Source organism: Streptomyces rishiriensis, assembly GCF_003112535.1.
Classification (GTDB): Bacteria; Actinomycetota; Actinomycetes; order Streptomycetales; family Streptomycetaceae; genus Streptomyces; species Streptomyces rishiriensis.
In genome coordinates, this window is sequence record NZ_BEWA01000009.1 from 323,829 (window position 1) to 338,085 (window position 14,257).

7 protein-coding genes are annotated in these 14,257 nt (G+C 74.7%); 6 read left to right on the forward strand and 1 reads right to left on the reverse strand.

The features are described 5' to 3' along the window. The first annotated feature begins 138 nt into the window (after nucleotides 1–138). From infB to Sri02f_RS17500, 6 genes are all read left to right on the forward strand, one after another. Nucleotides 139–3,273 (forward strand): translation initiation factor IF-2, encoded by a 3,135-nt coding sequence (gene infB / locus Sri02f_RS17475; protein ID WP_109002226.1) that lies wholly within the window; start codon nucleotides 139–141, stop codon nucleotides 3,271–3,273. 180 nt (nucleotides 3,274–3,453) lie between these two features. Beyond that, complete coding sequence (locus Sri02f_RS17480; RefSeq protein WP_109002255.1) at nucleotides 3,454–3,747, forward strand: DUF503 domain-containing protein; 294 nt, start codon at nucleotides 3,454–3,456, stop codon at nucleotides 3,745–3,747. A gap of 48 nt (nucleotides 3,748–3,795) precedes the next feature. Next, complete coding sequence (gene rbfA, locus Sri02f_RS17485; RefSeq protein ID WP_054239652.1) at nucleotides 3,796–4,245, forward strand: 30S ribosome-binding factor RbfA; 450 nt, start codon at nucleotides 3,796–3,798, stop codon at nucleotides 4,243–4,245. Further along, complete coding sequence (gene truB, locus Sri02f_RS17490; RefSeq protein ID WP_109002227.1) at nucleotides 4,245–5,150, forward strand: tRNA pseudouridine(55) synthase TruB; 906 nt, start codon at nucleotides 4,245–4,247, stop codon at nucleotides 5,148–5,150. The genes rbfA and truB overlap by 1 nt, the downstream gene beginning before the upstream one ends. Nucleotides 5,151–5,397: 247 nt before the next feature. Further along, nucleotides 5,398–9,330: a trypsin-like peptidase domain-containing protein gene (locus Sri02f_RS17495; RefSeq protein WP_109002228.1), complete on the forward strand. Its 3,933-nt coding sequence runs from the start codon at nucleotides 5,398–5,400 to the stop codon at nucleotides 9,328–9,330. A 218-nt stretch (nucleotides 9,331–9,548) separates the two neighbouring features. Next, on the forward strand, nucleotides 9,549–10,496 hold the full coding sequence (locus Sri02f_RS17500) for a bifunctional riboflavin kinase/FAD synthetase (protein WP_109002229.1): 948 nt from the start codon (nucleotides 9,549–9,551) through the stop codon (nucleotides 10,494–10,496). 75 nt (nucleotides 10,497–10,571) lie between these two features. Here the strand turns inward: Sri02f_RS17500 and Sri02f_RS17505 are convergent, their stop codons facing one another. Beyond that, on the reverse strand, nucleotides 10,572–14,024 hold the full coding sequence (locus Sri02f_RS17505) for an SCO5717 family growth-regulating ATPase (protein ID WP_109002230.1): 3,453 nt from the start codon (nucleotides 14,022–14,024) through the stop codon (nucleotides 10,572–10,574). Between the last annotated feature and the right edge of the window lie 233 nt (nucleotides 14,025–14,257).

Here is a 14,257-nt window from a genome sequence, read left to right on the forward strand (position 1 = left end):
GCACGGAACCTCCGTGCGGCTCTGGTACCCCGCGAGTTGGAAGTAGGTCGAGATTGCGATGAGCACTCGATGAGCACGCGATGAGTACGCCCATGAAGTAGCGACGGTCCGGACACACCCGGACCTAAAAGGAGCGAAGTGGCTAAGGTCCGGGTATACGAACTCGCCAAGGAGTTCGGGGTGGAGAGCAAGGCCGTCATGGCCAAGCTCCAGGAACTCGGTGAATTCGTCCGTTCGGCGTCTTCGACCATCGAAGCGCCCGTTGTCCGCAAACTGACTGACGCCTTCCAGGGCGGCGGCAAGCCCGCCCCCCGCAAGGCAGCCCCCAGGCCCGCGGCGCCCTCTCCGGCGCAGGCGGCCCGTCCGGGTCCGGCCGCACCTCGGCCGGCCGCCCCCAAGCCTCCCGCGGCGCAGACGCCCGCGGCTCCGGCGGCTCCCGCCGCCCCTGCCGCCTCGTCGGCTCCCGCGCCGTCGGCCCCCGCGCCGGCGGCCTCCGGTCCGCGTCCGGGCCCCAAGCCCGCGCCGCGTCCGGCCCCCGCCGCCCCGGAGTTCACCGCTCCGCCGGCTGCTCCGGCCGCCCCCGCCGCTCCGGCCCAGTCGTCCGGCCCGCGGCCGGCCTCGCAGGGTCCGCGCCCCGGCGCGCCGCGCCCCGCCGGCCGTCCCGCGCCCGGTCAGGACCGCGGCGACCGTGGTGACCGCGGCGATCGTGGTGACCGCGGCCAGCGTCCGGCCGCCGCTCAGGGGCCGCGCCCCGGTGGCGCCGGCGCCCCGCGTCCGGGCGGTGCCCGTCCCACGGGTCCGCGTCCGGGCAACAACCCCTTCACGTCCGGCGGCAACGCCGGCATGGCGCGCCCGCAGGCGCCCCGTCCGCAGGGCGCCCCGCGTCCCGGCGGCCCCGGTGGCGCTCCCGGCGCCGGTCCCCGTCCGCAGGGCCCCGGTGGCCAGGGCGGCGGTCCTCGTCCGCAGTCTCCGGGCGGCTCCCGTCCGTCTCCGGGCGGCATGCCCCGCCCGCAGGGCGCAGGCCCCGGCGGCCCGCGTCCCGGCGGCGGTCCCCGTCCCAACCCCGGCATGATGCCGCAGCGTCCCGCTGCCGGCCCGCGTCCCGGCGGTGGCCCCGGTGGCCGCGGCCCGGGTGGCGGCGGCGGTGCGGGTCGTCCTGGCGGCGGCGGTCGTCCCGGCGGCGGCTTCGCAGGTCGTCCGGCCGGTCCCGGCGGCGGCGCCCGTCCCGGTGGCGGCGGCGGCTTCGCCGGTCGTCCCGGCGGTCCCGGTGGCGGCGGCGGCTTCGGCGGCGGCGGTGGCCGTCCCGGATTCGGCGGTCGTCCCGGCGGTCCGGGTGCCCGTGGTGGCACGCAGGGCGCCTTCGGCCGTCCCGGCGGTCCCGCGCGTCGCGGTCGCAAGTCGAAGCGGCAGAGGCGCCAGGAGTACGAGGCCATGCAGGCCCCGTCGGTCGGCGGCGTGATGCTGCCTCGCGGCAACGGACAGTCCGTCCGCCTGTCGCGTGGTGCGTCCCTGACCGACTTCGCCGAGAAGATCGGCGCCAACCCGGCGTCGCTCGTCGGCGTGATGATGAACCTCGGCGAGATGGTCACCGCCACGCAGTCCGTCTCCGACGAGACGCTGAAGCTTCTCGCGGACGAGATGAACTTCGTCCTCGAGATCGTCAGCCCCGAGGAGGAGGACCGCGAGCTGCTCGAGTCCTTCGACATCGAGTTCGGCGAGGACGAGGGCGACGAGGAAGACCTGGTGGTTCGTCCGCCGGTCGTGACCGTCATGGGTCACGTCGACCACGGTAAGACCCGACTGCTCGACACCATCCGCAAGACGAACGTCATCGCGGGCGAGGCCGGCGGCATCACGCAGCACATCGGTGCGTACCAGGTCGCCACCGAGGTCAACGGTGAAGAGCGCAGGATCACCTTCATCGACACCCCGGGTCACGAGGCGTTCACCGCCATGCGTGCCCGTGGCGCCAAGTCGACCGACATCGCGATCCTCGTGGTGGCGGCCAACGACGGTGTGATGCCCCAGACGATCGAGGCGCTGAACCACGCCAAGGCGGCCGACGTGCCGATCGTGGTCGCGGTCAACAAGATCGACGTCGAGGGCGCGGACCCGACCAAGGTGCGCGGTCAGCTCACCGAGTTCGGTCTGGTGGCCGAGGAGTACGGCGGCGACACGATGTTCGTCGACATCTCCGCCAAGCAGGGCCTCAACATCGAGAGCCTGCTGGAGGCCGTGGTCCTGACCGCGGACGCCTCGCTCGACCTGCGGGCCAACCCGGAGCAGGACGCGCAGGGCATCGCGATCGAGTCCCACCTCGACCGCGGCCGTGGTGCCGTCTCGACGGTTCTGGTCCAGCGCGGCACGCTGCGCATCGGCGACACGATGGTGGTCGGCGACGCGTACGGCCGAGTCCGGGCGATGCTCGACGACAACGGCAACAACGTCGAGGAAGCGGGTCCGTCGACCCCCGTCCTGGTCCTGGGTCTCACCAACGTCCCGGGCGCCGGCGACAACTTCCTCGTCGTCGACGAGGACCGCACGGCACGTCAGATCGCCGAGAAGCGCGCGGCGCGTGAGCGCAACGCCAACTTCGCCCGGCGTGGAGTCCGGTTCTCCCTGGAGAACCTGGACGAGGCGCTCAAGGCCGGTCTGGTGCAGGAACTCAACCTCATCATCAAGGGCGACGCGTCCGGTTCGGTGGAGGCTCTCGAGTCCTCGCTGCTCCAGCTCGACGTCGGCGAAGAGGTCGACATCCGCGTCCTGCACCGCGGTGTGGGTGCGGTCACCGAGTCGGACATCGACCTGGCGACCGGCTCCGACGCCATCGTCATCGGCTTCAACGTCCGTGCGGCCGGTCGTGCCGCGCAGATGGCGGAGCGCGAGGGTGTGGACGTCCGGTACTACTCGGTGATCTACCAGGCCATCGAGGAGATCGAGGCGGCCCTGAAGGGCATGCTGAAGCCGGAGTACGAGGAGGTCGAGCTCGGCACGGCGGAGATCCGCGAGGTCTTCAAGTCGTCCAAGCTGGGCAACATCGCCGGTGTCCTGGTCCGCTCGGGCGAGGTCAAGCGCAACACCAAGGCGCGCCTCATCCGCGACGGCAAGGTCATCGCGGAGAGCCTCACCATCTCCGGGCTGCGTCGCTTCAAGGACGACGTCACCGAGATCCGCGAAGGGTTCGAGGGCGGTATCAACCTCGGCAACTTCAACGACATCAAGGTCGACGACGTCATCGCGACGTACGAGATGCGCGAGAAGCCGCGGGTGTAAGCACCCAAGGTCCGTACCGGCCGGCGGGGGATCGTTCCCCGCCGGCCGGTACGGCGTCCGGCGCCGCCAAGCGGGGAAAACCCCGTCGAGCAGCCGCCGGGAACGCTGTACCGTTCTCGATGTCCCTGTCCCATGGCGGCAGGGCCGTCGATCCCGTACCGGCGGGTGAACCGGATACACATGTACGTGGGGACTCTGTCCTTCGACCTCCTCCTCGGCGACGTACATTCGCTGAAGGAGAAGCGCTCCGTCGTCCGTCCCATCGTCGCCGAGCTCCAGCGCAAGTTCGCGGTGAGCGTGGCCGAGGTGGACGACCAGGACCTTCACCGCAGGGCCAGGATCGGCCTCGCCGTGGTCTCGGGTGACGCGGAGCACCTGACCGATGTACTGGACCGGTGCGAACGGCTGGTCGCCGGGCGCCCCGAGGTGGAGCTGCTGTCGGTCAGACGCCGCTTCCACGGCGAAGACGACTGACCGACCGACCACGAATCGCAAGAAGAAGAAAGAACGGGAGACGGACCAGTGGCCGACAACGCGCGCGCCAAGAGGCTGGCGGACCTCATCCAGCAGGTGGTGGCCCAGAAGCTGCAGCGCGGGATCAAGGACCCGCGGCTCGGCTCCCACGTCACCATCACGGACACCCGGGTCACGGGTGACCTCAGGGAGGCGACCGTCTTCTACACCGTGTACGGGGACGACGAGGAGCGGGCGGCCGCGGCCGCCGGTCTGGAGAGCGCCAAGGGCGTCCTGCGCTCCGAGGTGGGCCGTGCGGCGGGCGTGAAGTTCACGCCGACGCTGGCCTTCGTCGCCGACGCCCTGCCGGACAACGCCCGCACCATCGACGACCTCCTCGACAAGGCGCGCGCCGCCGACGAGAAGGTCCGCGAGGTGTCCGCGGGAGCCGGCTACGCGGGCGACGCCGACCCGTACAAGAAGCCCGGTGACGAGGACGAGACGGACGACTCCGCCTGATGAACCGCAAGCCGACCCCGCCCGACGGCCTGGTCATCGTGGACAAGCCGTCGGGCTTCACTTCGCACGACGTCGTGGCCAAGATGCGGGGGATCGCGGGGACCCGCCGCGTCGGCCACGCCGGCACGCTCGACCCGATGGCGACGGGCGTCCTCGTCCTCGGCATCGAGAAGGCGACCAAGCTCCTCGGGCACCTGGCGCTCACCGAGAAGGAGTACCTGGGCACGATCCGGCTCGGCCAGACGACCCTGACCGACGACGCCGAGGGCGAGCTCACGGGCTCCACGGACGCCTCGAAGGTCGCCCGGGACGCGATCGACGCGGGCATCGCCGAGCTGAGCGGCGACATCATGCAGGTGCCGTCCAAGGTCAGCGCCATCAAGATCAACGGGGTTCGCTCCTACAAACGGGCCCGCGACGGCGAGGACTTCGAGATCCCGGCCCGCCCGGTCACCGTCTCGTCCTTCTCGGTGTACGACGTTCGCGACGCCGTCGCCGAGGACGGCACCCCCGTCCTGGACCTCGTCGTCTCCGTCGTCTGCTCCTCCGGCACCTACATCCGGGCCCTCGCCCGCGACCTGGGCGCCGGACTCGGCGTCGGCGGCCACCTCACCGCCCTGCGCCGCACCCGCGTCGGCCCCTACAAGCTGGACTCGGCGAAGACGCTCGACCAGCTCCAGCAGGAGCTGAGCGTGATGCCGATCGCCGACGCGGCCGCCGCCGCGTTCCCCCGCTGGAACGTGGACGCCAAGCGGGCTCGGCTGCTCCTCAACGGCGTGCGGCTGGAGATGCCCGACGAGTACGCCGACGCGGGCGCCGTGGCCGTCTTCGATCCCGAGGGCCGCTTCCTGGCCCTGGTGGAGGAACAGAAGGGCAAGGCCAAGAGCCTGGCCGTACTCGGCTGAGGCACTCCCGGCCCGGCCCGTGGAGCGGCGAACACGGGGTGGTGCTGCGCCGCCGCTCCACGGCCCCCCTCGGTTCCCCCACCCCTAGGGTGTGTCCGACGACCCCCCTTCATTCACCCGTCCGGGCAGGCGCTCGGAGTGAACCGAGGGAGCGCAGGGGGGCGCTTTCGCTCAGCGATCTGTCCCGCCGATCATCCCGCCCCTACCGTCGGACGCAGCACACGCGGGCGCGGCGGGAGGTACGACGATGGCGGGACGGGGCCCGCGGGCACCGTGGCGGGACTCCGGGCGCGGCGCGCTCCAGGGCCGTCCGGCGGACGTCTGCCGCGCCGCCCCGGACGTCGGCCCCGCTCTCGTGCGCATCCAGGATCCCGCCGGCCGGCCGCGCGGCGCCGGCTTCGTCGCCGACCACCACGGCACCGTGGTCACCAGCCACGAGGCGGTCGACGGACTGCCCCGGCTCGTGCTGTACGGCGCCGGCGACCGCAGCTGCGTCGTGACGGCCGACGCGGTCACCCCGCTGCCCGAACTCGACCTGGCACTCGTGCGCACCGAGGGGCTCGGCGTGGACCCGCTGCCGATGACCGTGCGGGAGGGCGTGGAGCCCGGCAGATACGTCCGGCTGGCGGCCGGCTGCTGGCGTGAGGCGCGGGTGCTGGCCGAGACCAGCGCGACGTACACGGCCACCGACCGCTTCCACCACCTCGACGGCGTCCTGGAGCTGGCGATCGGCACCGCGGGCCGGGACGCGCTGCGCCCGGGCGGGGGCGCGGCCGGCGGACCGGTCCTCGACGCCCGGACCGGCGCGGTCGTCGCCGTCCTCGGCACCGCGCTCCACTGCGGTCACCGCGACACCGGCTTCGCCGTGCCGCTGCGCCCCCTCACCCGCACGACCGGCGAGCAGCGGAGCGAGCGCGGGGACGGAGCGCCCGTCGCCGCCCCGACGGCGCCGACGGTGTCGGGCGAGGGCTGGGCGACGGGGGAGTACTCCGTGCCGCCGGGGGAGACGACTCGGGCCGGCGGCGTCGGGACACACGGGGACACGGTTTTGCCCTGCGGCGTCGGGGAGCAGGGGGCGCCGGGGACGCCCACGCGAGCGGCGGGAACGGCGGGGGCTGCGGGAACGGCACGGACCGCCGGGGCGGCGAGCCCGGTGGGGGCGGCAGCGCCGGCGGGGGCCTCCGGTCGTGCGGAGACGGCGGAGACGCGGCCCGAGGGGCCCCTCGCCGAGTTGCTCGCCCGCAACGCGGCCACCGTGCCCGCGTACGGCGCCGACCTCAACCTGGCGGCCGTCCTGGAGCTGACGGCCACGTCCGTCGGCTCGGACGGCCCGCCGGGCGCGCTGAACCACTCCCTCCACCGCACCGGGACCGGGTCCCGCCCCGCCGCCTCGGAACCCGTCGAACGGGCCCTCCCCGCAGGGGAGTTCACCCGGTTCGCGTCGAGCCCGGCAGCCGTCCTCGGCCTGGTCGGCGCTCCGGGCAGCGGCCGTACGACCGAACTCGCGGCCCTCGCCGCCCGCCGCACCCGGGGCGCCCGGCCCGCCCCCACCCTCTGGTTGCGCGGCGCCGACCTGCAGGACGAGGACGAGTCGCTCGCCGACGCGGCCCGCCGCACCCTGGCCAGGGCCGCCCGCATCGTGGCGGCCTCGCGGCCGGGGCGAGCGGCGCCCCCCTCCCCGGCCGCCGGCGCCGTCGGCACCGACCTCGGTGACGTCACCCCCGAGCGGCTCGCCCGGCTCGCCCGCACCGTCGGACGCCCGCTGCTGCTCCTCCTGGACGGACCCGAGGAGATGCCCCCGGTCCTCGCGCACCGGCTCGCCGAGTGGACCGAGGGCACGGCGCGATGGCTGCGGGAGACGGGAGCGCGGCTCGTGGTGGCGTGCCGGAGCGAGTACTGGGAGCACGCCGGAGCCCGGTTTGCGCCGGAGATGCTGTACGGAGCCGCAGCCGCCGGGGATCCGCTCCCGCCCTGCGTCCGCCTGGGCGACTTCACCCCCGACGAGGCCCGCGAGGCCCGCGCCCGCTACTGCCTTCCCGAGACGGCGCTCGCCTCCCCCGACGACCGGCACCCGCTCACCCTGCGCCTGCTCTCCGAGGTCCGCGCCGCGCTCCCCGGCCCGCCCGACCAGACCCCCGTCGACCGTGACGACGTCCTCGCCGCCCACCTCGACCTGATGTGCCTGCGCGTCGCGGTCCGCCTCGCCGCCGGGAACGGGCTGCGGGGCGCCGCCGTACGACGCCTCGCGGCGAAGGTCGCCGGCCAGGTGCACGAAGCCGCCCGGCGCAGTCTCGGGCCGGGACAGGGCGGCCTGGACCGGGCGTCGTTCGAGGCGGTCTTCCCGTGGGGGCCCGCGCCGGCCCGCCTCGGCGGAGGGGTCGGCTGGGCGTCCGCCGTCCTCGCCGAGGGCCTCCTCGTGCCGGCCGGCAGCGGCTACCGCTTCGCCCACGAGGAACTCGCCGACTGGATCCAGGGCGCCCACCTCGACCTCGACGAAGCCCTGCGCGCCCTCGTCCACCGGACCGGCACACCCGAGGACGACCGTCCGCTGCCCGTCCCGCACCACCGCATCGGCCCCGTCGTCCAGGCCCTGCTGCTCCTCGCCCGCCAGCAGGGCCCGCACCGACTCGCCGCCCGGCTACGCGAGTTGGCCCACGCACTGGAAGCCGACCCGGACTCGTGGTGGGCCGCCCGCCTGCTCACCGAGACCCTGCTGCGCGTCCCGGACGCGACGCCCTACACGGCCGTCCTGCGCCTGATCGCGGACCGGATCGGCGCCGGCGCCTCGGACCTCGGCCGGTTCGCGGACCTGGGCCCCGCCTTCTGGACGCGGCTCGCCCTGCCGGCCGACGCCCGGCTGGACCTGCTGCGCCGCCTGGTCCTCGCCGACGGCGCCCCGCACGAAGCGGACGCCCCCCGCTACCTCGACGCCGTCGCCGGAGTCCTCGCCGCCGACCCTCGCGCCGTCCAGCCGTACCTCACAAACTGGTTCGACGACGAGCGGCCGCTGCCCGCGACCCCGCACGCCACCGTGGCGACGGCGGCGCAGGCGCTGCTGCACACCCACCGCCACCGGGCGCCCGACGACCTCACCGAGGCCCTCGTCGACTGCGCCCATCTGCGCGCCGACGAACTGCTCGCGGTGCTGGCCGAGGAGGAACCGACCGCCCTGTGCCGGGCAGTCGACCGGTGGGCGCACGACCAGCGGCCCGCCCGGCGGGCGGCGGCGGTGACGCACGGGCTGCGTGCCGCGCCGCACGTCCGGACGGAGCCCGACCGCCTGCTGCTGCGGCACGCCGCCCTCACCCTGCTCGCCCGCCCGGCCGACCGCACCCTGCACGGCGGTGCGCTCGCCCTCCTCGTCCGCGACCCCGAGACCCGCTCCCGTCACCTCGCGCAGGCCCTGGAGCGCTTCGCGGCGGGGGACCGGCAGGTGCCCCCGGAAGCGCTGCTCACCGCCCTGAGCACCCACCCCGAACCGGTCCTGGCCGCCTTCCGAACCCGGCTGCACGGCCCCGCCCGGGAGGACACGGGCCGGGCGGACGGAGACCGGCCGGACACAGGCCGGGCGGACGCGGGTGCGGCGGACGCGGGCGCTGTCCTGCACGCCCTCGTGGAAGCCGCCACCCCTGCCCTGGCCCACCGGATCGCCGCGCTCCTGCGGGAGGCGCTGGAGCGGCGGCCGGAGAGCACGGGCCGTCTGGCCGCGTCCGTCGGCCGACGCCTCGACGACGGGCCCACCGCGCACGCCGCCCTCCTCCCGCTGCTCAGGGGCTTGTTGGACGGCGACTGCCCCGAGCAGGCGCGAGCCGCCCTGGCCGGCGTGCTGGCCGCCCCCGGCGCTCCGCAGTCCGCCCCCCTGCGCCGCGAACTCCTGGACCGTCTCCTCACGCACGAACGCGCCCCGGCCGTCCTCGCCGCCGTCCTGTACGGAGCCGCGGAGCGCAGCGGAGAGGACCTGCGCGCACTGGTCCATCGCACGGGTCTCCTCCTCGTCCGCACACCGGACGGCGCGATCCGCTTCGACCGCGGGCTGGTCGATCTCGGGCGTCATGTGCCGGGGTTCGCCGCACAGGTGGTGGACTGGCTCGCCCGGGCTCCGGGGGAGTGGGCCGCGATGGTCGGCCCGAGCGCCCGCCGAACGCTGGAGAGCCTGGCGGGAGCGCGCGTGCCCGCATGAGGCACACCGGCGCGGGGACCCGCGGTCTCCGCCCGTCCCCGTCCCGTGCCGGCAGCTTGCCGATCGCCTGCCCTTCGCCTGCCGATCGCCCGCGGCCTGCTCAGTGGGCCGGGTCACAGCCTCCATGCCGATGCGGGCCCGAAGCGTCCGGCATGGCACCCTTAGACCTGCGTAAGAGACAACAGTGGATACGGACACGGGTTCGAGGAGCGGTCACAGTGCAGCGCTGGCGTGGCTTGGAGGACATCCCCGAGGACTGGGGACGCAGCGTCGTCACCATCGGGTCCTACGACGGGGTCCACCGCGGGCACCAGCTGATCATCCGGCATGCCGTGGACCGCGCCCGTGAGCTGGACGTTCCCGCGGTCGTCGTCACCTTCGACCCGCACCCCAGCGAGGTCGTCCGCCCCGGCAGCCACCCGCCGCTGCTCGCCCCGCACCACCGCCGCGCCGAACTGATGGCGGAACTGGGGGTCGACGCGGTCCTGATCCTGCCCTTCACGACCGAGTTCTCGAAGCTCTCGCCCGCCGACTTCGTGGTGAAGGTCCTCGTCGACAAGCTGCACGCCAAGGCGGTCGTCGAAGGCCCGAACTTCCGCTTCGGCCACAAGGCGGCGGGGAACGTCGACTTCCTCACCGAGCAGGGCAAGGTGTACGACTTCGACGTCGAGATCGTCGACCTGGTGCTGTGCGGCGAGGCGGGCGGCGGTCAGCCGTTCTCCTCCACGCTGACCCGCCGACTGGTCGCCGAGGGCGATCTCGCGGGCGCCGGTGAGATCCTCGGCCGCCCGCACCGGGTCGAGGGCGTCGTGGTGCGCGGGGCCCAGCGGGGCCGCGAACTCGGCTTCCCCACCGCGAACGTCGAGACGCTCCCGCACACCGCGATCCCGGCGGACGGCGTCTACGCGGGCTGGCTGCACGCGGCCGGCGAGGCGATGCCGGCCGCGATCTCCGTCGGCACGAACCCGCAGTTCGACGGCACGGAGCGCACGGTGGAGGCGTACGCCATCGACCGCGTCGGCCTCGACCTGTACGGCCTGCACGTCGCCGTCGACTTCCTGGCCTTCGTACGCGGCCAGGCCAAGTTCGATTCCCTGGAAGGCCTGTTGGAGCAGATGGCGCTGGACGTGAAGCGCTGCCGGGAACTGGTGGCGGCGCAGCCGTAGTCGCGCCGCAGGTCCGACCGTGAACGGCCGAAGGGCGGCCGGTGTCCCAGGACACCGGCCGCCCTTCGGCGTTCTTCACTGCTGCGGAGGCTGCTGCGGGTAGCCGTAGCCGGGCGGGGGGTACCCCGGGTGCGGCTGCTGGGGCTGGGATTGGGGCTGGGACTGCGGCTGTGGCTGCTGTTGCGGATAGGGCTGGCCCGGGTCCTGCGGATACGGCTGGCCCTGCGGGGGATACGGCTGGCCGGGCCCGGGCTGGGGAGCCTGCGGGTACGGCTGGCCGGCCTGCGGCGGATACGGCTGTGCCGGCGCCTGCTGCCCGGGCATCGGCTGCCCGGGCATCTGCTGACCCGGCATCGGCGGGGCGGCCACCGGGGGCGGGTTGCCGTCGCTGGTCCACAGCCCCTGACGCTGCTGATGACGGATGAAGTCCTCCGCGACCAGCGCCGTGAGATTGAAGTACGCCTCGCGCACCTTGGGCCGCATCATGTCGAGGTCGACCTCGGCGCCTGCCGCCAGGTGCTCGTCGAACGGCACGACGACGACACCGCGGCAACGGGTCTCGAAGTGCGCCACGATGTCGTCCACCTTGATCATCTTGCCGGTCTCGCGCACCCCGGAGATGACGGTGAGGGACCGCGAGACGAGCTCGGCGTACCCGTGCGCCGACAGCCAGTCGAGCGTGGTGCTGGCGCTGCTCGCGCCGTCCACGGACGGGGTGGAGATGATGATGAGCTGGTCGGCGAGGTCGAGCACCCCGCGCATGGCGCTATAGAGCAGACCGGTGCCGGAGTCCGTGAGGATGATCGGGTACTGGTTGCCGAGCACGTCGATCGCGCGCCGGTAGTCCTCGTCGTTGAAGGCCGTCGAGACGGCCGGGTCGACGTCGTTGGCGATGATCTCCAGGCCGGACGGCGCCTGGGAGGTGAACCGCCGGATGTCCATGTACGAGTTGAGGTACGGGATCGCCTGGACGAGGTCGCGGATGGTCGCCCCGGTCTCGCGGCGCACCCGTCGGCCGAGCGTGCCGGCGTCCGGGTTGGCGTCGATGGCGAGGATCTTGTCCTGCCGTTCCGTCGCGAGCGTCGCCCCGAGGGCGGTGGTGGTCGTCGTCTTGCCGACGCCGCCCTTGAGGCTGATGACCGCGATCCGGTAGCACGACAGCACCGGCGTGCGGATCAGCTCCAGTTTGCGCTGCCGCTCGGCCTCCTCCTTCTTCCCGCCGAGCTTGAAGCGGGAGGACGCCGCGGTCGGCCGGCCGCTCTTGGCCTTCTGCTTCCTGTTGTTGAGCAGCCGGTCCGACGACAGCTCCACGGCGGCCGTGTAACCCAGCGGCGCGGCACCGGGATTGACCGGCTGCCGCTGGTCGTGCTGGATCGGCTGCGGCCATGCGGCCCCGGACCGGGGATCGACGGGCTGCTGGGGAATCTGCGGGGCCGCCTGGTGGCTCTGCGGCGACGCGTCGTCAGGACCGGGACCGAAACCTGGGCCGGGACCGAAGTCGGGTGCGGGGGCAGGCGCGGGCGCCTGCGGTGCGTACGGCGCTTGATGAGGGGTCGGCTGCGGGACCTGCCCGGGGAAACCCTGTGGGTGGCCCTGCTGAGCCGCTCCTTGCGGAGCCCCCTGCGGATAGTCCTGGGGCGCGGCTGCCGGGAAGCTTCCGTCCGACTGCTGCGGAATGCCGGGCTGAACACCGGGCTGCGGGAACCCGGGCTGCGGCTGCGGAGCTTGAGTGCCCTCGGGCTGCGGCTGGGGCAGGGGCTGGGCTTGGGGCTGGGGCTGGGGGAAGCCGTAGCCGTGCGGTGCCGTCGGGCCGGTGTTCTGCTGAGGGAACCCGTAACCGCCGGGGGCGGCCGGCGGGGTGGGCGCCGAGGCCCCGCCGGGCTGCGGGAAGCCGTAACCCGGCTGCGGTGCGGGGGGCTGCTGTGCTGCGGGCGCGGGAGCCGGGGGCTGGGGGAAGCCGTAGCCGGGCTGCGGCGCGGCCGGTGCGGGCTCGGGGGCGGGCGGGTTCCAGCCGACCGGGGCGGCCGGAGCCGCCTGCTGCTGGACCGGAGGCTGCTGGACCGGAGGCTGCTGTGCGGGCGCGGTCTCGGGACCCGCGGCGGCCGGCTGCGGCTGGGCCGGCCACTGGGCCGCCGGAGCCGGAGCGGCGGGCTGGTACGACGGCGGCAGCGGAGGAAGGCCGCCCTGCGGGACCGGCGGGGGAGTCCAGACGGGCGGCCCGGTGGGAGGAGCCTCCTGGGGTGCGCTGTCCTGGGGCTCGGGGGCGTGCGCGGGAACGGCGTCGGACGGGCCCTCGGCGACATCGTCCACGGGGGCATCGTGTAGCGGGACGTTCTGCACGGGGACGTTCTGCACGGGGACCGCGTCCCCGACCGCGGGCGGTTCCTCGGGGGCCGGGACCGCCACGGCCTCGGCGTCCTGAGCCGCGGGGTCCGCGGAGCGGCCGGGAGCGGCCCCCGCCTCGCCGGCGTCGCCGACGGTACCGTCGGCCGCGGCCCGGGGCTCGCCGGACCCGGCCGTCTCCGTCTCGGCGGCGGCGGCCCCTGTCCCGTCCGGGGCAGGGCCGTCGGCGGACTGCGAACCCTCCACCGGGCTCTCGGTCCCGTCCGCGGACTCGTCGGCCCCGGCGGCAGCGCCGTCACCCTCCTGGGCCTCAGCGGCCGCTTCCTCGGGCCGGGCTTCGGACTCTGCCGCGGCAGCGTGTTCCGCGATCTCCCGCTTGAGGGCGATCGCCGAGAAGCGCATCGTGGCGCCGCTCTCCAGGTCCCCGTTCCCGGAACCGCCGTCCTCGTCGGCCTCCTGCGCGACCTGGGCGGCCGGAGGCGTCATGGGTGCCGGTGCCGGTGCCGGTGCCGGTACTTGGGCCGGGGCCAGCGGTCGCTGGAGCTCGAACCCGCTGTCGGCCGGAGGGCCGGGCACGGCGTCCTGCTGCGGGGCGGACGACACGGGAGGCGCCGGCGGCGCGGGCGGAGCGAACGGAGCCTCGGGCGCCGGACCCGGAGGCGTCAGCGGCACGCCCGGAGCCGGAACGGGGGACGCCGGAGCGACGGCCGCCGGGGCAACGGGCGTCGGAGCAGCGGGGGTCGAAGCAGCGGGCGTGGGAAGGACAGGCGAGGGCGGCACGGGCGGCATGCCAGGCGTCTCGGGCGCGATGGGGGCCGGCGGAGCAGCCGGAGTGAACGGCATGCCAGGCGCACCGGGCACACCGGCTGCACCGGGCATGCCAGGTGCCGCCGGTCCGGCAGGCGCCGGAGGCCCGGGTACAGCTCCGGCAGCAGGCTCGGCTGCGGGTCGGGTCGGCCCGGCGGGGCCGGTGGGCGGCCCCACGGGGGCCGCCGCGCCCGGGTTCGCGCCCGCGGGCCCCGTCGCACCGCCCGTCGAATCCCCGCCCGCGTTCTGCGTGTACCAGGCCGGCGGCGCGTAGTCGATGGTGAACTCGCCCGTCGCCTCGACAGAGGACTCCGCGTCGGGCTGGTCATCGCCGGGTGTGGCCCAGCCCCCGCCGTTCCCGTCCCGATCGCTGCTCACAATTCCTCCTGATGTGGTCGAGCACCCGCATGCCGTGGCGGGGCGACCGTTTTCTCTCGTCGTCCGAAGTGATGCGAGGCGGTCTGAGGTCGTCCGATGCGCCGGCCCTCCCCCAGAGGCGAGGACACCCGTCCCACGGTTTCCGGTACCGCGCCCCCGCACCAGCCTAGTCATCGGACCCCCGACGCAGGCAGGCCCGCCCGCCCCTCGGCACCAGTCCATCACGTCGGTGA